Annotated in this window: 22 protein-coding genes and 2 pseudogenes; 19 read left to right on the top strand and 5 right to left on the bottom strand. The window is 32.6% G+C overall.

The genetic code is table 11. From position 1 onward, the window contains the following. Nucleotides 1-4 precede the first annotated feature (4 nt). From AJN60_RS05475 to AJN60_RS05565, 18 genes and pseudogenes are all read left to right on the top strand, one after another. Nucleotides 5-1,015, top strand: coding sequence for a methionine ABC transporter ATP-binding protein (locus tag AJN60_RS05475; protein ID WP_052859182.1), 1,011 nt, complete (start codon nt 5-7; stop codon nt 1,013-1,015). Then, a complete protein-coding gene (locus AJN60_RS05480) occupies nt 1,012-1,923 on the top strand; it encodes a methionine ABC transporter permease (RefSeq protein ID WP_052859179.1) in 912 nt (303 codons plus the stop codon). Before AJN60_RS05475 ends, AJN60_RS05480 begins: the two co-directional genes overlap by 4 nt. A gap of 191 nt (nt 1,924-2,114) precedes the next feature. Then, the gene (locus AJN60_RS05485; RefSeq protein ID WP_044779442.1) at nt 2,115-2,888 is read left to right on the top strand and encodes a MetQ/NlpA family ABC transporter substrate-binding protein; all 774 of its coding nucleotides are present in this window, start codon (nt 2,115-2,117) and stop codon (nt 2,886-2,888) included. A gap of 47 nt (nt 2,889-2,935) precedes the next feature. Then, the gene (locus AJN60_RS05490; protein ID WP_053872593.1) at nt 2,936-3,706 is read left to right on the top strand and encodes a MetQ/NlpA family ABC transporter substrate-binding protein; all 771 of its coding nucleotides are present in this window, start codon (nt 2,936-2,938) and stop codon (nt 3,704-3,706) included. Nucleotides 3,707-3,715: 9 nt separating this feature from the next. Further along, nucleotides 3,716-3,976: pseudogene (locus tag AJN60_RS05495) on the top strand (MetQ/NlpA family ABC transporter substrate-binding protein); the annotation flags it as partial. A gap of 98 nt (nt 3,977-4,074) precedes the next feature. Beyond that, on the top strand, nt 4,075-4,524 hold the full coding sequence (locus AJN60_RS05500) for a hypothetical protein (RefSeq protein WP_002892961.1): 450 nt from the start codon (nt 4,075-4,077) through the stop codon (nt 4,522-4,524). A gap of 530 nt (nt 4,525-5,054) precedes the next feature. After that, nucleotides 5,055-6,974: a tetracycline resistance ribosomal protection protein Tet(O) gene (gene tet(O), locus AJN60_RS05515; protein WP_010790859.1), complete on the top strand. Its 1,920-nt coding sequence runs from the start codon at nt 5,055-5,057 to the stop codon at nt 6,972-6,974. A 54-nt stretch (nt 6,975-7,028) separates the two neighbouring features. Then, a complete protein-coding gene (locus AJN60_RS09360) occupies nt 7,029-7,199 on the top strand; it encodes a cysteine-rich KTR domain-containing protein (RefSeq protein WP_004614788.1) in 171 nt (56 codons plus the stop codon). Nucleotides 7,200-7,827: 628 nt separating this feature from the next. After that, nucleotides 7,828-8,341, top strand: a pseudogene (locus tag AJN60_RS05520) (MetQ/NlpA family ABC transporter substrate-binding protein); the annotation flags it as partial. Nucleotides 8,342-8,424: 83 nt separating this feature from the next. Then, a complete protein-coding gene (gene flgA, locus AJN60_RS05525) occupies nt 8,425-9,087 on the top strand; it encodes a flagellar basal body P-ring formation chaperone FlgA (protein ID WP_002852578.1) in 663 nt (220 codons plus the stop codon). Next, complete coding sequence (locus tag AJN60_RS05530) at nt 9,084-9,647, top strand: UbiX family flavin prenyltransferase (RefSeq protein WP_002871446.1); 564 nt, start codon at nt 9,084-9,086, stop codon at nt 9,645-9,647. The genes flgA and AJN60_RS05530 overlap by 4 nt, the downstream gene beginning before the upstream one ends. 39 nt (nt 9,648-9,686) lie before the next feature. After that, complete coding sequence (coaD, locus tag AJN60_RS05535) at nt 9,687-10,163, top strand: pantetheine-phosphate adenylyltransferase (protein ID WP_002852633.1); 477 nt, start codon at nt 9,687-9,689, stop codon at nt 10,161-10,163. Beyond that, nucleotides 10,154-10,732 (top strand): dTMP kinase, encoded by a 579-nt coding sequence (gene tmk, locus AJN60_RS05540; RefSeq protein WP_044779439.1) that lies wholly within the window; start codon nt 10,154-10,156, stop codon nt 10,730-10,732. Before coaD ends, tmk begins: the two co-directional genes overlap by 10 nt. Next, the gene (gene hisS, locus AJN60_RS05545) at nt 10,729-11,955 is read left to right on the top strand and encodes a histidine--tRNA ligase (protein WP_052859175.1); all 1,227 of its coding nucleotides are present in this window, start codon (nt 10,729-10,731) and stop codon (nt 11,953-11,955) included. Before tmk ends, hisS begins: the two co-directional genes overlap by 4 nt. After that, entirely contained in the window at nt 11,952-13,787 is a 1,836-nt protein-coding gene (gene speA, locus AJN60_RS05550; RefSeq protein WP_032595244.1) for a biosynthetic arginine decarboxylase, read from the top strand. Before hisS ends, speA begins: the two co-directional genes overlap by 4 nt. Then, nucleotides 13,788-14,426, top strand: coding sequence for a serine O-acetyltransferase (cysE, locus tag AJN60_RS05555; RefSeq protein WP_070286050.1), 639 nt, complete (start codon nt 13,788-13,790; stop codon nt 14,424-14,426). 172 nt (nt 14,427-14,598) lie between these two features. After that, nucleotides 14,599-15,768 (top strand): pyridoxal phosphate-dependent aminotransferase, encoded by a 1,170-nt coding sequence (locus AJN60_RS05560; protein WP_070286051.1) that lies wholly within the window; start codon nt 14,599-14,601, stop codon nt 15,766-15,768. Nucleotides 15,769-15,773: 5 nt separating this feature from the next. Then, nucleotides 15,774-16,562: an FkbM family methyltransferase gene (locus AJN60_RS05565; protein WP_070286052.1), complete on the top strand. Its 789-nt coding sequence runs from the start codon at nt 15,774-15,776 to the stop codon at nt 16,560-16,562. Nucleotides 16,563-16,585: 23 nt separating this feature from the next. On the opposite strand, the gene AJN60_RS05570 is transcribed toward AJN60_RS05565, so the two are convergent. Then, on the bottom strand, nt 16,586-16,927 hold the full coding sequence (locus AJN60_RS05570) for a cupin domain-containing protein (protein WP_070286053.1): 342 nt from the start codon (nt 16,925-16,927) through the stop codon (nt 16,586-16,588). 68 nt (nt 16,928-16,995) lie between these two features. Further along, complete coding sequence (locus AJN60_RS05575; protein ID WP_070286054.1) at nt 16,996-18,018, bottom strand: MBL fold metallo-hydrolase; 1,023 nt, start codon at nt 18,016-18,018, stop codon at nt 16,996-16,998. Nucleotides 18,019-18,137: 119 nt separating this feature from the next. Between AJN60_RS05575 and AJN60_RS05580 the strand changes: the two genes are divergently transcribed. Further along, nucleotides 18,138-18,965 carry a flagellar basal body-associated FliL family protein gene (locus AJN60_RS05580; protein WP_250578716.1) on the top strand — a complete coding sequence of 276 codons (828 nt, stop codon included), beginning with the start codon at nt 18,138-18,140 and terminating at the stop codon, nt 18,963-18,965. Between the two features lie 57 nt (nt 18,966-19,022). Here AJN60_RS05580 and dnaK read toward each other — a convergent pair whose 3' ends face one another. From dnaK to AJN60_RS05595, 3 genes are read right to left on the bottom strand one after another with little or no spacing between them, the layout of a single operon-like run. Then, nucleotides 19,023-20,894: a molecular chaperone DnaK gene (gene dnaK, locus AJN60_RS05585; RefSeq protein ID WP_044780765.1), complete on the bottom strand. Its 1,872-nt coding sequence runs from the start codon at nt 20,892-20,894 to the stop codon at nt 19,023-19,025. 22 nt (nt 20,895-20,916) lie between these two features. Next, the gene (gene grpE, locus AJN60_RS05590; RefSeq protein ID WP_070233303.1) at nt 20,917-21,447 is read right to left on the bottom strand and encodes a nucleotide exchange factor GrpE; all 531 of its coding nucleotides are present in this window, start codon (nt 21,445-21,447) and stop codon (nt 20,917-20,919) included. After that, the gene (locus tag AJN60_RS05595; RefSeq protein WP_070286055.1) at nt 21,444-22,235 is read right to left on the bottom strand and encodes an HrcA family transcriptional regulator; all 792 of its coding nucleotides are present in this window, start codon (nt 22,233-22,235) and stop codon (nt 21,444-21,446) included. Before AJN60_RS05595 ends, grpE begins: the two co-directional genes overlap by 4 nt. Nucleotides 22,236-22,283 lie beyond the last annotated feature (48 nt).

Genomic DNA, 22,283 nt, shown 5'->3' on the forward strand with positions numbered 1-22,283 from the left:
AAATTTGATAAAAATAAAAAATTTAAAAAAATATTATGGCAAGGAACTCGTGATAAACGATGTTTCTTTGGAGATTAAAAAGGGTGAAATTTACGCTATAGTTGGTCATAGTGGAGCTGGAAAATCCACTCTTTTAAGATGTATTAATGGACTTGAGAATTATCAAAAAGGAAGCTTAAAAGTCTTTGATCAAGAAATTAAAGATTTAAGTCAAAAAAAATCAAAAGAGCTAAGAGTGCTTAGAAAAGATATAGGAATGATTTTTCAAAATTTTGCCCTAATGGAGCGCAAAAATGTATTTGAAAATGTTGCTATGCCTTTAAGAACACACTATACTCAGTGTAAATTTCATGCCAAGCTTTTTAATAAAGAATACATGAGCGAAAAAGAAATTGCCCAAAAAGTCAATTCTTTGCTTGAAATCGTAGGGCTTGATCATAAAAACAAATCCTATCCAAGAGAACTGAGTGGGGGGCAAAAACAACGCGTTGCTATTGCTAGAGCCTTAGCTTTAAACCCAAAAATTTTACTTAGTGATGAAGCTACTTCGGCTCTTGATCCAAACACTACAAAAAATATTTTAGAGCTTATATCTAAAATCAATGCTGAATTTGGGATTACTGTTGTTTTAGTAACTCACGAAATGGATGTGGTAAAAGACATAGCTCAAAAAGCTTTATTACTTGAACATGGACAAATCATAGGAAGTGGAGCAATTGATGAGCTTTTTTTAAAGCCTAATGCCAAAATGAAAGAATTTTTAGGAGAAAGTGATTTTTTGCCTAAACACGGACTTAATATCAAACTTTACTTTCCAAAAGAAGTTGCCCAAAATAGCGTCATCACTCATATGGCAAGAACTCTAAATATAGACTTTAACATAGTTTGGGGTAAAATAGAAAAACTGAATGGAAAAGCCTTGGGAAATTTAGTTATAAATATAAATGAAAAGGATAAAGACAAGGTTCTTGATTACATAGAAAAAAGTGGAGTATTATGGGAGGTGGCATCATGAATGAAGAAAACATCTCTATCATCAGTGCTTTTTTTAGTAGAATTTCTCAATTTTTTAATGAATTTTCTTGGCAGGATATTAAAGAAGTGAGTTTAAATTCTATCACAAGTTTCAGTGAAAATTATGAGAACATTTTAAAACCTGCACTTAATGAAACAATTTATATGAGTTTAATGGCTGTACTATTTGGATTTTTATTGGCTATTATTCCTGGAATTTTACTTGCTATTTGGGATAAAAACGGAATTAAAGAAAATAAAATCGCTTATAGCATTTTAGATTTTATTACAAATATACTGCGTGCCTTTCCATTTTTAATTCTTATAGTTGTTCTTTTACCACTTTCTAAAATCATAGTAGGCACCAGCATAGGTACAAATGCCGCCATAGTTCCATTAGCTATCGGAATAGCTCCTTATTTGGCAAAGATGCTTGAAAGTGCTTTTAAAGAAATAGACAAAGGAATCATAGAAGCAGCAAAAAGTTATGGCGCTAGCAATATTCAAATTATCTTCAAGGTTATCTTTAGTGAGGCTCTTCCTGCTATAATTAGCGGAATTACTCTAACTTTAATCTTTACCATTGGTTTTTCTGCTCTTGCTGGAACTGTCGGTGGTGGAGGTTTGGGAGATGTCGCTATTCGCTATGGTTATGAAAGATTTAACAAAGAAGTTATGATTCAAACTGTAGTTATTTTACTTATATTAGTTCAGTTAGTTCAAATTCTAGGTAATTTATTTTATACTTGGGCTAAAAATAGTAAAACTACATATATCATTGCCACTCTATTGATTTTACTTGGAGTTAGTATAGTTATCAATATAAACAATGATGAAAATTTCTTTTGGCAAGCAATTATTTTTATCTTATTTTTAGGAAGTTTGCTTTATAAAGGTTTCAAAAAATAAGGAGATTATATCTCCTTTTAAGATAAATATAAGTTTTTTTAAGTAAAATTTAAACAAAAAATTAAAGGAATTAAAATGATGTATCAGATGCGTTAATCTGGCTATCAACAAGTTTTTATACGCTTCTTCCTGATAGTCAGAGTGAATTTATTAAGATTAAAGCAAGCACAAAATGACTAAAAAGGAAAAAAATGAAAATCAAATCTTTATTTATAGCAAGTATTTTAACATTAAGTCTTAATGCAAATGCATTAGAAATCATCACAGTTGCAGCAACTCCTGTTCCTCATGCTGAAATCCTAGAACAAGCAAAACCTGATTTAGAAAAACAAGGCTATAAACTTGAAATCAAAGAATTTACAGATTATGTTTTGCCCAATCTAGCTGTTGATAACGGAGAAGCCGATGCAAATTTTTTCCAACATACTCCTTATTTGGAAGAATTTAATAAAAACAAAGGCACCAAACTTATCAAAGTAGCTGCCATACACATAGAACCTATGGCTGTTTACTCCAAGAAATATAAAAGTCTAGATGATATTAAAGAAGGGGTTAAAATCGCCATTCCAAATGATCCAACCAATGAAAGTAGAGCTTTAGATATTATTGCAAAAAAAGGTTTGGTAAAATTTAAAGATAAGGCTTTAAAAACACCTCTTGATATTATAAACAATCCTAAAAAAATTAAATTTGTAGAATTAAAGCCCGCACAACTTCCAAGAGCTTTAGATGATGTTGATTTTGCTGTAATTAATTCCAACTACGCTCTCTCTGCAAATCTAAATCCTGCAAAAGATAGTGTATTTATCGAAGATAAAGAAAGCCCGTATGCAAACATTCTTGTTGTAAGAGTGGGACATGAAAACGATCCAAAAATCAAAGCCTTAATCCAAGCTCTACAAAGTGATAAAATCAAACAATTTATCATAGAAAAATACAACGGATCTGTTTTACCTGCTTTTTAATTTTGTCCCTTGCCTAGGGACTTTTTTTTAAATACAAAGGAGTTTTTATGAATTTATTTAAAATTATTATACTCGCTTGCATTCTAAATTTATCTAGCCTATTTGCACAAAACATTACTATAGGAGCCACTCCAAATCCTTTTGGTAGCTTACTAGAACTAATGAAAGATGATTTTAAAAACAAAGGGTATGAGCTTAAAATAGTAGAATTTTCAGACTATATTTTGCCCAATCGTGCATTAGAGGAAAAAGAACTTGATGCAAATTTATATCAACACAAACCTTTTTTAGAAGAATACAACCTAAAAAAAGGTTCAAATTTAATTGCAACAACGCCTGTACTTATAGCTCCAGTAGGAGTTTATAGTAAAAAAATCAAAAATTTAGAAAATCTTAAAGAAGGTGCTAGAGTTGCTATACCTAATGATGCGACCAATGAAAGCAGAGCTTTAGAGCTTTTAGAGAAAGCAAAATTAATAGAGCTTAACAAAAATACTCTAAAAACCCCATTGGACATAAACAAAAATCCAAAAAAACTTAAATTTATAGAACTTAAAGCCGCACAACTTCCAAGAGCTTTAGATGATGTTGATATTGCTATAATTAATTCTAATTTCGCACTTGGAGCCGGTCTGAATCCAAGTAAAGATACTATTTTTAGGGAAGATAAAAATAGCCCTTATGTAAATTATGTTGCGGTACGCTCAGAAGATAAAAATAGCGAAAAAACCAAAGTAATTGATGAAATTTTAAGAAGCGATAAATTTAAAGCCATCATTAATAAACATTATAAAGATATATTAATCCCAGCTTTTTAGGAGTATAGCATGAATATTAAAAAAATATTTTTAAGTGTTTTATTTACAATTAGCCTTAGTTTTGGGGCAGATAAAACCATAATCATAGGTGCAACACCAACGCCTTATGCTGAAATTTTAAATTTCTCTAAACCCTTATTTCAAGAAAAAGGTTGGAAGTTAATAGTTAAGGAATTTAATGACTATAATATACCTAATATCGCTTTAAATGAGAAAGATTTAGATGCAAATTTATATCAGCATAAACCTTTTTTAGATGATTTTAATACCGTGAGCGTTGGCATATCAAAAGGGACTTATATGATTGGTGGCTGCGGAAAATAAAAGAGGGAGCTTCTGTAGGGCATAGATACAGCTGCCTTTGCGTTTTGGCGTCCTATGCCGTTAAGTGCGATATTCCGGAAGATGAGCTTTTTACGGACGCTTTTTCCCTATTGCAGTTTCTTGATGATATGTCAGATGATGAGCATAACCGTTTTACTAAGCGTGATATAATGGACGCTATGCAGTTTTATCAAGAAAATTATGTCACATATAGTCGAAGTGAAGCGGAAAGAGTATCGGCTATTCCTATGCCAGCGAATAAAAGGAATTACCAAAAACAGGCTGATCACTTAGAAGAAGCAAGGGCAATTCGTGATATTCGTATGAAAAGACAGGATAGGGATTGGAGAGAGGGAAATGGTAGACCAAAAGGCAGCGGAGAAAAGTCGAAGATTGTCGAAGAATGGCAGCGTCAGCACCCGGACGGAAAGAAAGCAGACTGCATACGGGAGACAGGATTGAGCAAGCCCACAGTTTACAAGTGGTGGAAGTAGGGCATACTTGAAATGCCGAAAGGCATATGGTATAATGCCAGTAGGCGAAAATGACAGAAGTGCTCATGTGGCACAGCAAAAAGCCCCGGAGGTCGCAACTCCGGGGCTTTTCTATTCCGTTCTGGGTGGGTGGCTTAATCCCAAGGCTGGCTACCAGTTATTCTTCTCCGTCCAACCATTTGCAGATGTAGTAGGCAACTACACTTGCCAAAACAGAGAGAAAAAATGACAGAAGTTCACTCATGCGGTTCACACCCTTTCTCTACCTGTCTGGGGGCGGTAGCGTCGTTCATTATATCACAGGGGCAGAAATGCCACAAGAAGCCATTTCCCCTTGTTTATCATCAAAGCCATAAGGAAAAGAGTGTCAAGGGCGGTCATAGACCGCAGCGTTTACCCTTGATACTCTTTTTTGTTGGCTATAATGCCGGAGGGGAAAACGGCTATTGGAGTTATTTACCCAGTGATAGGAGTGTTTATCACTGGGTATTTTTATGCCCTTTTTTGAGTGTTGATAGGAGGAAAATCACATGAAAATAATTAACTTAGGCATTCTGGCTCACGTTGACGCAGGAAAGACAACATTAACGGAAAGTTTATTGTATACCAGTGGTGCAATTGCAGAACTAGGGAGCGTAGATGAAGGCACAACAAGGACAGATACAATGAATTTGGAGCGTCAAAGGGGAATCACTATCCAGACAGCAGTGACATCTTTTCAGTGGGAGGATGTAAAAGTCAACATTATAGATACGCCAGGCCATATGGATTTTTTGGCGGAAGTATACCGTTCTTTATCCGTATTAGACGGAGCAGTATTATTAGTTTCTGCAAAGGATGGCATACAGGCACAGACCCGTATACTGTTTCATGCACTACAGATAATGAAGATTCCGACAATTTTTTTCATCAATAAAATTGACCAAGAGGGGATTGATTTGCCAATGGTATATCGGGAAATGAAAGCAAAGCTTTCTTCGGAAATTATAGTGAAGCAAAAGGTTGGGCAGCATCCCCATATAAATGTAACGGACAATGACGATATGGAACAGTGGGATGCGGTAATTATGGGAAACGATGAACTATTAGAGAAATATATGTCAGGGAAACCGTTTAAAATGTCAGAACTGGAACAGGAAGAAAACAGGAGATTCCAAAACGGAACGTTATTTCCCGTTTATCACGGAAGCGCTAAAAACAATCTGGGGATTCGGCAGCTTATAGAAGTAATTGCCAGTAAATTTTATTCATCAACGCCTGAAGGTCAATCTGAACTATGCGGGCAGGTTTTTAAGATTGAATATTCAGAGAAAAGGCGGCGTTTTGTTTATGTGCGTATATATAGCGGAACATTGCATTTGAGGGATGTTATTAGAATATCTGAAAAAGAGAAAATAAAAATCACAGAGATGTGTGTTCCGACAAACGGTGAATTATATTCATCCGATACAGCCTGCTCTGGTGATATTGTAATTTTACCAAATGATGTTTTGCAGCTAAACAGTATTTTGGGGAACGAAATACTGTTGCCGCAGAGAAAATTTATTGAAAATCCTCTCCCTATGCTCCAAACAACGATTGCAGTAAAGAAATCTGAACAGCGGGAAATATTGCTTGGGGCACTTACAGAAATTTCAGATGGCGACCCTCTTTTAAAATATTATGTGGATACTACAACGCATGAGATTATACTTTCTTTTTTGGGGAATGTGCAGATGGAAGTCATTTGTGCCATCCTTGAGGAAAAATATCATGTGGAGGCAGAAATAAAAGAGCCTACTGTTATATATATGGAAAGACCGCTTAGAAAAGCAGAATATACCATCCACATAGAAGTCCCGCCAAATCCTTTCTGGGCTTCTGTCGGGTTGTCCATAGAGCCGCTCCCTATTGGAAGCGGAGTGCAGTATGAAAGCAGAGTTTCACTTGGATATTTAAATCAATCGTTCCAAAATGCGGTTATGGAGGGGGTTCTTTATGGCTGCGAGCAGGGGCTGTATGGATGGAAAGTGACAGACTGTAAAATCTGTTTTGAATATGGATTGTATTATAGTCCTGTAAGTACCCCCGCAGACTTTCGGCTGCTTTCCCCTATCGTATTGGAGCAGGCTTTAAAAAAAGCAGGGACAGAACTATTAGAGCCATATCTCCACTTTGAAATTTATGCACCGCAGGAATATCTCTCACGGGCGTATCATGATGCTCCAAGGTATTGTGCAGATATTGTAAGTACTCAGATAAAGAATGACGAGGTCATTCTGAAAGGAGAAATCCCTGCTAGATGTATTCAAGAATACAGGAACGATTTAACTTGTTTCACAAATGGGCAGGGAGTCTGCTTGACAGAGTTAAAAGGATACCAGCCAGCTATTGGTAAATTTATTTGCCAACCCCGCCGCCCGAATAGCCGTATAGATAAGGTTCGGCATATGTTCCACAAGTTAGCTTAACAGCTTGCAAAAGTCATATAAAATGAGATTTGAAAGGATTAGAGACTAATTATGATGAAATGCGAATGGATATTGTGTCCTGTTTGTGGGAGCAAAACCCGTAATAAAATTAGGAAGGACACTGTTTTGGAGAATTATCCCCTTTATTGTCCAAAATGCAGACAAGAAAGATTGATTAAAGTTGACAACTTGAAGATAACTGTCATCAAAGAGCCAGACGCTTAAGACGCAGAGCCGATGAAATTGTGGAACAATTCACGAATCATCGGCTCTTTTTGTTTCGTATTTGAAAGAACAAACTCACCAAATAAAAAAAACGATATTCGGGTGGGTTATTTTGTTATACCCTAAATTACCCTCTGAATTTGTTTTTAAATTTGGAGGGATTTTTTTATGTCCTTTTTTCGGACAGTTATCTATCTGCTCATACGAAGCAAAATTTATCAATACATAGCATATCAGAGAACGGCAGGAAACCAGTTAAAAAAATTTCTGCCAGTGCAACGGTACTTCTCACCTTGAAAGTAGAAGTACAATCTCCATACAATAGAATTACTATTTCCTATAACCGTAAAGGTCACAGAGCCTTTGCGGTTTTTCTTTTGTCGATTTTTGTTGGAAAGTGCCGTAGGGCTGTTTCTGATATGCGGTGTCGTTCTCCGCCTCTCCATCTGGATTTTTTACATTTCAAAAATTCAGATGGGAGGTATTTATGGTGAAATATGCACCAAGAAAGGTATATATCAGAGAAAGTGGCGGCTATGTGGAATTATCCTACACGGAGTTCTGCCGTTGCAGGGAATCCGACCAGACCTTGAAGCACAGGGGGAAGTAACGGAACGGACGGACAGCCCACAAAGGAACAAATTTAAGTTCTTTAGGTGCTATTGTTTTAGTTCCTATGGCTATATATTCTAACTCCATAAAAGATAAAAGACATTCCTAATGGTGCTAAAATCGCTATACCTAATGATGCTACCAATGAAAGCAGAGCCCTTGATTTACTAGCTAAAGCAAATTTAATAGAATTTAAAAGTCAAAACACCCTTAAAACCCCTATTGACATAAGTAAAAATCCAAAAAAACTTAAATTTATAGAGCTTAAAGCCGCACAACTTCCAAGAGCCCTAAATGATACTGATTTGGCTGTTATTACCACAAACTATGCTCTTGGAGCAGGTTTAAACCCTTTAAAAGATGGTATTTTTATAGAAGATAAAGATAGTTTATATGCTATTGTTTTAGCTACAAGAAAAGGTGAAGAAACAAGTCAAAAAAGTCTTGTTATTAAAGAAATTTTAACAAGCGATAAAATTAAAAATTTTATCATAGAAAAATACAAAGGCTCTGTTATCCCTACTTTTTAACTCTATACAAAGTCTTCTAAAGGCTTTGTTAAACTTATAAAAGCTAAAATACTATTTATTGCATTATAATTCTTAGGATAAAAATGAAAATTATTTTTTTAACTTTTTTTATTGTGATAAATTATATCCAAGCAGCTAGTTTAGAAGAAATCAAAACAGCACTAGCTAAAGAATTTAGAAATAATTTCCCTAAAATTATAATTTCTCAAATTGATTTAAAAATAACATCATTGCCTAAAGATTTTGATCAATATGAATTTCTAAGAATCGCTAATGGGCGTTTTAATCAAGCACAAGGCTTTTTAAGGGCTGAATTTAAAACTCCGCAAAATATACAAAAAAATGTATTTTTTAGATATTTCATTCAAGCAAATTTAGAAGTTTTAAAAAGCGAACGCGCTATAAAAAGAGGAGATAAACTTGGAGCTTTTGACTATAAAAGCGTATTGATTGATTTTGATAAAGTTCCTTTAAATGCCTTAACCTTAGATGATGTAGATAATCTTGTAGCTAAAAGCAATATTAACAAAAACGCCATTTTAAGAGCAAATATGTTTAAAACCACAGCTTTAATACGCCGAAATGATCCTATAATCGGAGTTTTAAGTGAAGCAAATGTTGATGTTTTAATCGAACTTGTGGCTTTGCAAAGTGCAAATATGGGCGAAAGGATTCGTGCAAAAAACAAAGAAGGTAAAGTTATGCAAGGCATCGTAGTGGGTAAAAATAGGATGATTATACAATGAAGGTTTTATTAGGAATTTCTGGTTCAAGCAGTGTCAATTTAGGCTTAAAATTATTAAAAAATTTAGAAAATCAATGCGAACTTTATTGTATTTTAACTCAAGGTGCAAAACTTAGTTTCAAAGCTGAAAATGAAGCAAATTTAGAAGAAATTTGTCAAGAAAATTTTAAATACACTCATTTTTTAGATGATAAAAATTTAAGTCTAAGTGTAGCAAGTGGATCTTTTGGAATAGAAAAAACTATCATTGCTCCTTGTTCGATTTCAAGTTTAGCAAAAATTCACGCTGGTTTTGCAGACACTCTTTTAATGCGTGCTGCAGCAGTGGCCTTAAAAGAAAGAAAAAAACTCATCTTAGGCGTACGTGAAATGCCTTTTTCTACTTTAAATTTAGAACATATGTTAAAACTTAGCCAAATGGGAGTTATTATCGCACCTCCTATTATCGCAAGTTATTCTAAAGCAAACAATCTAGAACAAATGGAAAATTTTATCGTAGGTAAATGGCTAGATCTTTTAGAAATAAAACACAATTTATATGAAAAATGGCAAAATTTTTAGTTTAAATTTGTTATATTTTTAAAAAAAATTGGAGCAAAAATGACTTGTTTATATCCTGGGACTTTTGATCCTATTACCAACGGACATTTAGATGTTATCAAACGAGCTTTAAAAATTTTTGATGAAGTCATCGTTGCCATAGCAAAAAGTGAACATAAAAAACCTTGCTATGATTTAGAAAAACGCAAAGAACTAGCCCTGCTTGCAACACAAAATTTAAAAAATGTTAAAATCATTGCTTTTGATAATTTACTTGTAGATTTAGCCAAAGAATTAAAAGTTAATACTATAATCCGTGGACTTAGAGCGGTGAGTGATTTTGAATACGAATTGCAAATTGGCTATGCAAATCACGCACTTTGGGAAGATATGGAAACCATTTATCTTATGCCGAGTCTAAAACATGCTTTTATTTCAAGTTCTATTGTTCGCTCTATAGTAGCACATGGGGGCGATGTAAGTTCTCTTGTTCCAAAAGAAATTCTACCTTTTTTAAAGGATCAATCTTGTATGTAGTTTTTGAAGGTATTGACTGCGTAGGAAAAAGTACGCAAATTTCACTTTTAAAAGAAATTTACAAAGACGCCATTTTTACACTCGAACCTGGCGGAACAGAACTTGGAAAACATTTAAGAAAAATTTTACTTAATAAAACTCATCCTATTAGCAAAAGAGCTGAACTCTTGCTTTTTTTAGCTGATCGTGCTCAACATTTTGAAGAAATCTTAAAAACCAATCAAAACAAACTCATTATTAGCGATAGAAGTTTTATTTCAGGCATGGCTTATGCCAAAGATTTTGAAAACGATTTGCTTTTTGCTTTAAATAGTTTTGCTTTGGAAAATTTTTTTCCACAAAAAATTATCTTTTTAAAAGGAGATGCAAACCTTATTCAAGAACGCCTCAATCAAAAAGAACTAGATAGCATAGAAAAACGTGGCATTGAGTATTTTCTAAGCGTGCAAGATAAACTCGAAAAAGTGCTTCATTTTTTAAAAGAAAAAATTTCTATAGAAATTTTAACACTTGACGCAAAAGAAAATAAAGAAAAATTACACCAACAAATAAAGGAATTTTTACAATGATTAACGCTTTAAAAGGAATGAAAGATTTATTAGATAAAGATGCATATTATTATGAAAAAGTGATTAAAACCTGTGAAGAAGTAGCTAAAAACTATGGCTTTACTTTTATCAATACACCACATTTAGAACTTTGCACCCTTTTTAAAAGAAGCGTAGGAGAAAGTTCTGATATAGTAGGCAAAGAAATGTATGAATTTATCGATAAAGGCGAAAATCATGTTTGTATGCGTCCTGAAGGAACTGCTGGGGTGGTGCGTGCCTATATAGAAAAAAAACTCGATAAAAACACTAGTGTGAAAAGATGGTTTTATCATGGTTCCATGTTCCGCTATGAAAGACCCCAAAAGGGACGCTTAAGAGAATTTCATCAATTTGGCGTTGAAAGTTTTGGAAACGCAAGCGTTTATGAAGATGCAAGTATTATTTTAATGTTAGTAGAAATTTTTTCACGCTTAGATATTAAATTTAAACTACTGATTAACTCTTTAGGTTGTTTAGAATGTATGCCAAAATATCGTGAAAATTTGATACATTTTTTAGATAGCAAAAAAGGTTTTTGCGAGGATTGTTTGCGTAGAAAAAACTTAAATCCCATTCGTGTTTTAGACTGTAAAAATGAGCATTGTCAAAGCTTACTTAATGATGTTCCGCTTTTAAATCAAAATTTATGCTCATCTTGCCAAAAAGACTTTGAAATTTTACAAAGCGTTTTAAAAGAAAACGGAGTGGATTTTGAAGTGGATTCTAAACTTGTTAGAGGGCTTGATTACTACTCTAAAACGGCTTTTGAATTCATTAGTGATAAAATTGGTGCAAAAGCTGCTATTGCTGGGGGCGGAAGATATGATAGACTTATTGAATATCTTGATGGAAAAAGTGGTTTTGGTGTAGGTTTTGCCATGGGCATAGAAAGAATTATAACTATTTTAGAACAAAAAGAAGAAAAGGTTCAAAGAGAAGGAATTTATCTTTGTGCTATGGATGAAATTTATATCCAAAAACTTTTGCATGTCGCTACAAATTTAAGAAAAGAATATAAAGTGCTTTTAAGCTATGAAGCAAGAAAACTAGCTAAACATCTTGAAAACGCAGATAAAAATAATGCTGAAATTTTTCTTTGTATGGGAGAAAATGAAGCACAAAATGAAAGTTTGTTTTATAAAAATTTAGTAAAAAAAGAAGAAAAAATGATTAAAATTTCAGACTTAAAGAAGGTTTTATGATGGATTATGGTATTGATATTTGGGGAAATGAAAATTTCATTATCAAAAATGGTAAAGTTTGTATCAATCACGAGAAAAAACCTGCTATTATTGATATAGTTAAAGAATTAAGAGATGATGGATACAAAGGGCCTTTACTTTTAAGATTTCCTCATCTTATTCAAAAACAAATTGAAAATATTTACGGAAATTTCAATAAAGCAAGAAAGGAATTTGGTTATAAAGGAGGATTTAACGCTGTTTATCCCTTAAAGGTCAATCAATACCCTGGTTTTGTAAAAAATCTTGTAAAGCTTGGAAAAGACTATAACTACGGACTTGAAGCAGGTTCTAAAGCAGAGCTTTTGCTCGCTATGGCTTATAATAACGAAGGTGCGCCTATTACAGTAAATGGCTTTAAAGATAGAGAACTTATCAATATAGGCTTTATCGCAGCTGAAATGGGACATAATATCACTTTAACCATAGAAGGACTTAATGAACTTGAAGCTATCATAGACATAGCCAAAGAACGCTTTAAACCTAAACCAAATATAGGCTTACGCGTGCGTTTGCATTCTGCTGGAGTTGGAATTTGGGCAAAAAGCGGTGGGATTAATTCTAAATTTGGACTTACATCCACTGAACTCATAGAAGCAGTAAATTTACTCAAAGAAAACAAACTTTTAGAACAATTTACCATGATTCACTTTCATCTAGGCTCGCAAATTACTGAAATTCATCCTTTAAAAAAAGCCCTAAATGAAGCAGGAAATATCTATACAGAACTTAGAAAAATGGGAGCTAAAAATCTAAAAGCTATTAATCTTGGTGGTGGTTTAGCCGTGGAATACTCACAATTTAAAAATGAAAAAAGTAGAAATTACACCCTAAGAGAATACGCTAACGATGTAGTTTTTATCCTAAAAAATATAGCTGAACAAAAAAAAGATTTAGAGCCTGATATTTTCATAGAAAGTGGACGTTTTGTAGCAGCTAATCACGCTGTTTTAATCGCTCCTGTATTAGAACTTTTTTCTCAAGAATACGCAGAAAACAAACTCATACTTAAAAAACAAAATCCAAAACTTATCGATGAGCTTTATGATCTTTATAAAAGTATAAAACCTTCCAATGCCTTAGAATACTTGCACGATAGCATAGATCATCTAGAGAGTATTTTAACTCTTTTTGATTTGGGCTATGTGGATTTACAAGATCGCTCCAATGCTGAAATTTTAACTCATTTGATTACAAAAAAAGCCATCTTGCTTTTAGGCGATAAGCAAAATCCTGCGGATTTACTTGCCATACAAGATGAAGTGCAAGAAAGGTATTTGGTAAATTTTTCGCTCTTTCAAAGCATACCTGATTTTTGGGGCTTAGAACAGAATTTCCCCATCATGCCACTTGATCGCTTAGACGAAGAACCGACTCGAAGTGCAAGTATTTGGGATATAACCTGCGATAGCGATGGAGAAATTTCATACTCTAAAGATAAACCTTTATTTTTGCACGATGTAGATGTAGAAAAAGAAAATTATTTTCTAGGGTTTTTCCTTGTAGGCGCCTATCAAGAAGTACTTGGAATGAAACACAATCTTTTTACTCATCCTACTGAAGCTATTATAAGTATCAATGAAAAAGGCTATGAAGTTGAGGGGATTATAGAAGCACAGTCCATACTTGATGCCTTAGAAGATTTAGACTATGATATACACGCTATTATGGATATACTTAATGAACGCATAAGCAATTCCAAGCTTGTAAATGACAAACAAAAAAAACATATTTTAGGGGAGCTTTATCTCTTCTTAAATGATAATGGTTATTTAAAAAGCATAGGAGTTTAGATGAATTTTTGGGGTATTATAAAAGAAGATTTTTCTCAACCAAAGGCACAAGATCCAGCTTTTAATTCTTCTATAGAACTTTTTTTTAATTACCCTGGAGTATGGGCTGTGGTAAATTACCGTTTTGCACATTTTTTTTACATAAGAAATTTTAAACGCATTGCCAGAATGATTAGTGGAATTTCGCAATTTCTAACTGGAGTAGATTTACATCCTGGAGCAGAACTTGGAAGACGTATTTTTATAGATCATGCCAATGGGGTGGTTATAGGTCAAACAGCGATCATAGAAGATGATGTTTTAATTTATCAAGGCGTTACTTTAGGTGGAACAAGCCTTGAAAAAGGTGCTAAACGTCATCCAACCATAAAAAAAGGAGTGATTATAGGTTCAGGCGCAAAAATACTTGGCAATATCACCATAGGAGAAAATGCTAAAATAGGTTCAAATGCCGTAGTTGTTAAGGATGTAGGTGCAAATTTAACCGCCGTTGGCATTCCTGCTTATATTATCGAAGAGCGTAAAAATAAAAACATTAGAGCTATAGATGCAAATTGCGATGACAAACTAGAAAAGCTAGAAAAGAAAATTTTAGAACTTGAAAATCTTATATTAAAACAACCTGAATCACAAAAATAATAATTTTTTATAATACATAAAATTATATGTATTATTATGCGTATTAATTTTTCCTAAAAAATTAATACAAATTTTCACATTTATTGAAATTTATAACTCATTTTTAAATTAAATTTATTACAAAAATGCAATTTTCTGCTAAAATTAAACAAAAATTATCAAGGATTGAAAAATGCTTACAAAAAGATCTCAAGTTTTAGAAGAATCTATCACTTTAGCCATCACCGCACTTGCCAATGAACTTAAAGCTAAAGGCGAGGATATCATTAGTTTTTCAGCAGGCGAACCTGATTTTGACACACCACAAATCATCAAAAATGCCGCTATAAATGCTATTGAAAAAGGATGTGGAAAATACACTGCTGTTGCGGGAATTCCTGAAGTATTAAAAGCTATTCAAACCAAATTTAAAAAAGATAATAATCTTGATTATGAAACAAATGAAATTATCACCAATGTAGGCGCAAAACACTCTCTTTTTGAATGTATAGAATGCTTAGTAGAAAAAGATGATGAAGTCATTATCCCTAGTCCTTACTGGGTAAGCTATCCTGAAATGGTAAAATTTGCAGGTGGAAAACCTGTATTTATAGAAGGCTTAGAAGAAAATGGCTTTAAAATTACCGCTGAACAATTAAAAAAAGCTATCACGCCTAAAACCAAGGTTTTGATGTTAAATTCTCCCTCAAATCCTGTGGGATCGATTTATTCTAAAGAAGAATTAACTCAAATTGCAAAAGTTTTAGAAGGAACACAAATCACTGTTTTAAGTGATGAAATGTATGAAAAACTTCGCTATGATGGTTTTGATTTTGTAGCTTTTGCAAGTGTAAGCGAAGATGCTTTAAAACGCACTGTGACTATTAACGGACTTAGCAAATGTGGAGCTATGCCAGGATGGCGTTTTGGTTATATGGCAAGCAAAAATAAAGCCCTAATTTCAGCCGTTAAAAGACTTCAAGGACAAAGCACTTCAAATATTTGCTCCATTACTCAACATGCGGCTATTCCTGCTTTAAATGGAGAATGTGATAAAGATATAGAAAAAATGCGTCAAGCTTTTGAAAAACGCCGTAACTTAGCCTTAGATATGCTTAAACAAATCCCAAATATCAGTGTTTGTAAACCAGAAGGTGCTTTTTATCTTTTTGTAAATATACAAAAAATAGAAAAAAATTCTATGAAATTTTGCCAAAAATTGCTTGAACAAGAAAAAGTTGCTGTTGTTCCAGGTATAGGTTTTGGAATGGATGGATACTTCAGACTTTCTTATGCCACGAGCGATGAGCTTATTCAAAAAGGCCTAGAAAGAATAAGTCATTTTATTGCAAATTATAAGTAGTTTCCATGAAAAGACCTTTACCTTTTATACTTGCAGCTACAAATAATGGCTCTATGATTATTAATCATCTTGATAGACATGATACATCTCAAGGAAGTTATGGAGTTGGTTTTCAGTTTTTAAATTACGGCAGTTTTGATCCAGAGGAAATTGATCTTTGCATTAATCTTTTAAAATTACGCAGAGAATACTACAAAGATAATGTCTTTGCGATAGATTGCGGTGCAAATATTGGAGCTCACACTATTAAGTGGGCTATAGAAATGCATAACTGGGGGGGGGTATTAGCCTTTGAAGCACAAGAAAGACTTTTTTATGCTTTAGCAGGAAATATAGCAATTAATAATTGTTTTAATGCTAGGGCAATACATGCAGCCATTGGAAACCCTGAAAAAAATCAAAATGAACTTGAAATTTTAATTCCTGATTATACTCAAAAAGCTTCTTTTGGAAGCTTAGAATTAAAATCTCAAAACAATAATGAATTTATAGGACAAATACCTCAAAAAAAAGAAAAAGTTCCTTATTTAAAACTTGATAATTTAAATTTTAAAAGATTAGATCTTATTAAAATAGACGTAGAAGGCATGGAACAAGAAGTTATATTAGGATGTTTAAATCATATTAAAACTTTTAAACCTATTTTACAAATTGAAATTATTAAATCAAACACTCAAGATATTATCAATATATTAAAAAATTTAGAATATGAAATTTTTCAATCCGGAATTAATATCTTGGCTATTTATAAGGCAGATCCTGTAATTAACCATTTAAGATCCTCAAACCCATAAACCTTAAAATAAAAGGCTTATGGCTAAGGTTTTTTAAGCACAGTATTTACCCTTTGAATACTATCTGATTTATTTAAACTCAATCTTATTATAGAATTTTCCAATCCACCTAAAGAATGTGCTACATTTGCCTCTAGGCTTATCATATCTAAAGCATTTAATTCAAATTTTTCCTTTTCCACTTCAAACCAAATTTTACCACTTAAAACTTGAACATGTATAGCAAAAGGAGCTTTATGCTCTTTCATCACACTATCTTTAGCTAATAAAATTTGAATTTCTTTATCTTTTTCATTGTCAATTAAAACATTGATTTTCACTTCTTTTGGGCTAAATTCCGCCCTATTCCATTGAATGATTTTCACAAAATCTCCTTTTTAGTTTTATAAAACTATAGCAAAAACCAAAATATAAATTATAAACTTGTGTTAATTTATCCTTCTTTCCACCAAAAATCCTGTTTAAATTTAGCCCCTATTTCATAAGCCTCACCCATTTTTGGCGTGATAAGGGGTAAATCTAAATTTTCATAAAGAAATTTTATCACTTCATTCCACGCGTGAGTTCCTGCTAAAAATCTCCCCCAATGTATAGGCATGACAGCTTTTGCATTAAGATCTTTTGCTTCTTTTAAAATTTGCTCAGGAAAAGAGTGCGAATATGGCCAAGCGGTATTAAACTGTCCACTTTCAAGACAAGCTAAGTCAAAACCTCCAAAATACTCACCTATTTTTTTAAAATGTGTAAAATACCCTCCATCTGCACTAAAAAACACTCTCTTATCTACACTTAAAAATTCTATCACAAAAGAAGCCCAAAGAGTTTTGTTTTTACCATCTCCCCTACTTGAACTGTGTTGTGCAGGTGTTGCAATGATTTTTAAATCACCAATTTCTACTCCACTCCACCAATCAAGCTCTATGATTTTTTTCTCACTCACCTCATAGCTTTTTAGATAATTTCCCACTTTTAAAGGAGTAATAAAAATTTTAGCCTTATCTTTTAAAGCTTTTACACTCTTAGCATCTAAATGATCAAAATGCGAATGCGTAATAATCACAGCAAAAATTTCATTAAAATCATTTACATTATAAACAGGAGCATTTTTAAAAGCCTTGTTGATAAAAGAAATAGGTGAAGCATGAGTGTTAAAAATAGGATCAATCAAAATTTTATATTCTTTAAAACTTACAAAAAGCGAAGAATGTCCAAGCCAAGCAATATGCGGAGCGCTAAAATCACTCAAATCAGGCTTAAAAAAAGGCAATTTAAAAGAAGGAATGGCATTTTTTGGGTAAAGATAATAATACCTCAAAATTTCTCTAAAAGATACTTTAGGAGTTATAAGACTTTGCTCATTTTCATTAAGAAAAATTTCATATTTTTTACCCTGTATTTTTTTAGCTTTTAATCTTTCATTATTTGAAATATCAAAGGTTTTAAATGATAAATTCAAATTTTTCCTTTTATGTTTATCAAGATTATATCTAAAAAGTTTTTAGACTAATTTTATTTTATTGCTAAGTTTTTAGTTTGCTTGTGTTAAAATAAGTAAATTAAATACTAGGTAAAATGATGCAAAAAGAGAATTTATATAAATTAGACAAAATAATTCAAGAAATTGATTTTATATTTGAACAAACTAAAGGCGAACTTGTGCAAGCTTTAAAAAATGAAACCAAACAAAAAGCTATTTTCATGTCCCTAATCAATATTAAAGAAACAATAAAAAATATTCAAGATAGCGAAGATACTGAAGTTATGGTAATTTTTCGCGAAGAAGATATGAAAAGACTCTCAAAAAGTAGAAATATTGCAGCTCATAATAGTCAAGCTATGGATTTAAATATCGTAACATACCTTATTCGCTATGATTTACCAAAGCTCAAACAAAATATTGTTAATTTTAAAAATAATCCACATAATTTCAATTTTATTTCAAAAGAAAAAAGCACCAAGAAAAAAATACTAAAACCACTGGAAGTATTGATTATTTTTTTATTTATATGTATTTTATCTTGCATTGTTTTTATCACCTACTTTTTACTTAATAAATCTTCTAAAAATATAAGACAAGAAAATTCTTCGTATAGCTTTCATACAAACTATTTTTATTCCCTAGAACCTTTTACTCTTAACCTATCACAATCTGGCAGACAAAAATATATACATTGTGCTATTGATTTGGAATTAACAGGTAAGATTTCTTCAGAAAATTTTACAAGAATTTTGCCTGTTATTAGAGATATCATTATTCAAACCATTCTAGTAAAAGAAATACAAGAAAATGAATTATCTGATTTTAAACTGGAACTTCAAAGAGAATTGCTTAAAAAAATCAATGAAAAATTAGGTAGTAAGCTAATAAAAGGATTATATTTTAAAGATTTTGTCATTTCCTAAAAATTTTTAAAAAATTTTCAAGCCTTTTAAAAAGGCTTGAATGAAGATTTTGAAAGATTACTCAACTTCAGCATCAATTACATCGTCATCTTTTTTCTTTTTATCGTTCGCTGCATTTGGCTCATCTTTTTTATACATATTTTCAGCTAACTTATGAGAAACTTCACTTAAAGCTTTCATTTTGCTTTCAATCTCTTCTTTGCTTGCATTTTGATTTTTCAAGGTCTCGCGCAAATCATCAAGAGCCTTTTGGATATTTTCTTTATCAGCAGTGGCAACTTTTTCACCCAACTCACTTAAAGATTTTTCTACTTGATGAGCCAAGCTATCAGCTGCATTTCTAGCATCTACAGCTTCTTTGCGTTTTTTATCTTCTTCTTTGTGAAGTTCAGCATCTTTTACCATGTTGTTAATTTCTTCTTCGCTAAGTCCGCTTGAACCTGTGATTTTGATCTCTTGAGCCTTACCTGTTGCTTTATCTTTTGCACTAACAGTTAAAATACCATTTGCATCGATATCAAAAGTAACTTCGATTTGTGGCATACCGCGTGGTGCTGGCGGAATTCCTTCAAGATTAAAATTCCCTAAAGATTTATTATCACGACTAAATTCTCTTTCCCCTTGTAAAACATTGATGGTTACAGCACTTTGATTATCTTCAGCGGTTGAGAAAACTTGCTCTTTTTTAGTTGGAATAGTTGTACCTTTTTCGATAATCTTAGTCATTACCCCACCTAGAGTTTCTATACCCAAAGAGAGCGGAGTAACATCAAGTAAAAGCACATCTTTAACATCGCCTTTTATAACCGCACCTTGAATCGCCGCACCAATAGCCACAACTTCATCAGGATTCACAGACTTGTTAAGATCTTTATTAAAGGCTTTTTTCACTTCTTCTTGTACTAAAGGAACACGAGTAGAGCCCCCTACCATAACGATTTCTTTAATCTCATCTTTTTTAAGACCTGCGTCACTTACTACTTCATTGATTTTAGCGATGGTTTCAGCTACTAAAGAATCAATCATACCTTCAAATTTAGCTCTAGTAAGTTTTTTAACCAAATGTTTTGGCCCACTTGCATCTGCTGTGATAAATGGTAAATTAATTTCAGTTTCATTAGCTGAGCTTAATTCTTTTTTAGCATTTTCTGCTGCTTCTTTCAAGCGTTGTAGAGCCATAACATCATTTTTAAGATCTATGCCTGTTTCATCTTTAAATTCATTAGCTAGAAAATCAATAAGTTTATTATCAAAATCATCGCCCCCTAAGAAAGCATTACCACCTGTTGCTAAAACTTCTACTACATTATCGCCAGTTTCAAGCACAGTAACATCAAAAGTTCCCCCGCCTAGATCATAAACCACGATTTTTTCACTATCTTTTTTATCAAGTCCATAAGCTAGAGCTGCTGAAGTAGGCTCGTTGATAATTCTTAATACATTAAGTCCTGCTATTGTTCCTGCTTCTTTTGTCGCTTTTCTTTGTGCATCGTTAAAATATGCAGGCACAGTAATAACTGCATCTACAACACTCTCGCCTAAGAAAGCTTCAGCATCTTCTTTTAGTTTCATTAAAACTTTTGCTGAAATTTCTTGCGGAGTATAAATTTTACCTGCGATCTCAATCGCACAAGCACCATTTCTTTCAGTGATATGATAAGGAAGTCTTGTTTTAGCTTCTTTAGCCGCGTCTTCATTGATCATTAAACCCATAATTCTTTTAATAGAATAAATAGTTTTTTCAGGGTTAGTCACCGCTTGGCGTTTTGCACTATCTCCTACTAAAACCTCGCCTTTATCTGTAAAAGCTACCACAGAAGGAGTTGTATTTTTACCTTCTTTATTTGGGATTACTTTACTCTCACCACGTTCATACACAGCAACACAAGAATTGGTTGTTCCTAAATCTATACCTATAACTTTACTCATTTTTTATCCTTTTTATTAAAATTTATTTTGCTACACTAACTTTAGTTGGACGGATTACGCGATCGGCTATTTTATAGCCTTTTTGAAGCACGGTAACCACTTCACCACTTTGATGATTTTCACTATCTACATGAAACATTGCCTCATGTAAATTTGGATCGAACTCTTTTTCTTCTTTAATAAGAGCCACTCCATGCTTTTCAAGTTTTTTAAGAAACAAATCTAAAGTGTTTTGCACTCCTTCTTTGATTTTTAAGCTAATTTCATCATGGCATTCGACATTGATAGCTGCTTCTAAAGCATCTAAAACATCAAGCAAATCCTTTGCAAAGCTTTCATTTGCATAAGCCATAGCACTTAGCTTTTCTTTTTCCATTCTTTTTTTAATATTTTCAAATTCAGCGTTTGCACGCATAAATTTGTCTTTTAATTCATCATAGTCTTTTTGCAATTTGTTTTGCTCAACATCTTCGATATTTTGCAAATTCTCATCTTGCAAATGTTCAGAATTTTCTGCGTTTTCGTTTTCAAATTCTTGCTTTTGCTCGCTCACGCCGCCTCCTTTATGTATTGTAATATTTTTTTATAATCCGTATAAACACTACCTGCTAAGATAATATTTACATCTTCGCCCAAAAACTGCGCATCCACCTTAAGCCCCATAAAACCTTCTTTAAATAAAGGTTCAAATTCAAGACTTTCTTTAAAATGGCGATGAACTCCGCAATCTAAGAGCTTAACAAATTCATCATTTTGATAAATTTGATAAGCTCTTTCTTCATTACTTCTATAGCAAATCAAATTTTGTCTTAAGCTAGCTATTTTTTCTACAAGATCCATAAAATGAACTCTCAAAGCTATTTTTTCTATACTAAAAAGATCTAATCCTATAAGACTTTGTAAAAAATTCCATGCTTCTTTTTCATATTTTAAAACGAGCTCTTCTTCTTTAAAATCAAGCACTATAAACTTAGCATTTAGATCAAGCACTTCTTTAAGTACTAAGCTTCTACCACCATAAACAAGACAATAAATTTCAAATTCTTTACTCAACTCTTTTAAAAAATTCTCACTTTTGATATTGATATCTTGATCTTGTTCTTTTTTCCAAAAACTTTGCCAATAATTTTGCATTGTCAAAATAGTAGGAATTCTACCGCTACTTATATGAAGCTGAGTGATCAACCCTTCGTCGCTAAGTCTTTTAAGATAGACGCGTATAGTTGAAGCAGGGATACAAAGATTTAAATTTAATTCATTTGAACCAATAGGAGCATTATCTAAAAGATAAGTTTGGATGATGGAATCTAAAATCAAATCCTTTTTATCTCGGCTTTTCATAGCTCTTTCCTTAAATTTTTAGCACTCTATTTTTTGATTGCTAGAAGT

Source organism: Campylobacter sp. BCW_4323 (genome assembly GCF_001763115.1).
Classification (GTDB): Bacteria; Campylobacterota; Campylobacteria; order Campylobacterales; family Campylobacteraceae; genus Campylobacter_D; species Campylobacter_D jejuni.

Bases quoted from the DNA above. Each gene is read 5' to 3' on its own strand.
- AJN60_RS05490 (WP_053872593.1), top strand. From the start codon at position 2,936: ATGAATTTATTTAAAATTATTATACTCGCTTGCATTCTAAATTTATCT.
- coaD (WP_002852633.1), top strand. From the start codon at position 9,687: ATGACTTGTTTATATCCTGGGACTTTTGATCCTATTACCAACGGACAT.
- speA (WP_032595244.1), top strand. From the start codon at position 11,952: ATGATGGATTATGGTATTGATATTTGGGGAAATGAAAATTTCATTATC.
- AJN60_RS05580 (WP_250578716.1), top strand. From the start codon at position 18,138: ATGCAAAAAGAGAATTTATATAAATTAGACAAAATAATTCAAGAAATT.
- AJN60_RS05595 (WP_070286055.1), bottom strand. From the start codon at position 22,235: ATGAAAAGCCGAGATAAAAAGGATTTGATTTTAGATTCCATCATCCAA.
- AJN60_RS05485 (WP_044779442.1), top strand. From the start codon at position 2,115: ATGAAAATCAAATCTTTATTTATAGCAAGTATTTTAACATTAAGTCTT.
- AJN60_RS05530 (WP_002871446.1), top strand. From the start codon at position 9,084: ATGAAGGTTTTATTAGGAATTTCTGGTTCAAGCAGTGTCAATTTAGGC.
- AJN60_RS09360 (WP_004614788.1), top strand. From the start codon at position 7,029: ATGAAATGCGAATGGATATTGTGTCCTGTTTGTGGGAGCAAAACCCGT.
- flgA (WP_002852578.1), top strand. From the start codon at position 8,425: ATGAAAATTATTTTTTTAACTTTTTTTATTGTGATAAATTATATCCAA.
- cysE (WP_070286050.1), top strand. From the start codon at position 13,788: ATGAATTTTTGGGGTATTATAAAAGAAGATTTTTCTCAACCAAAGGCA.
- dnaK (WP_044780765.1), bottom strand. From the start codon at position 20,894: ATGAGTAAAGTTATAGGTATAGATTTAGGAACAACCAATTCTTGTGTT.
- AJN60_RS05560 (WP_070286051.1), top strand. From the start codon at position 14,599: ATGCTTACAAAAAGATCTCAAGTTTTAGAAGAATCTATCACTTTAGCC.
- AJN60_RS05480 (WP_052859179.1), top strand. From the start codon at position 1,012: ATGAATGAAGAAAACATCTCTATCATCAGTGCTTTTTTTAGTAGAATT.
- hisS (WP_052859175.1), top strand. From the start codon at position 10,729: ATGATTAACGCTTTAAAAGGAATGAAAGATTTATTAGATAAAGATGCA.
- AJN60_RS05565 (WP_070286052.1), top strand. From the start codon at position 15,774: ATGAAAAGACCTTTACCTTTTATACTTGCAGCTACAAATAATGGCTCT.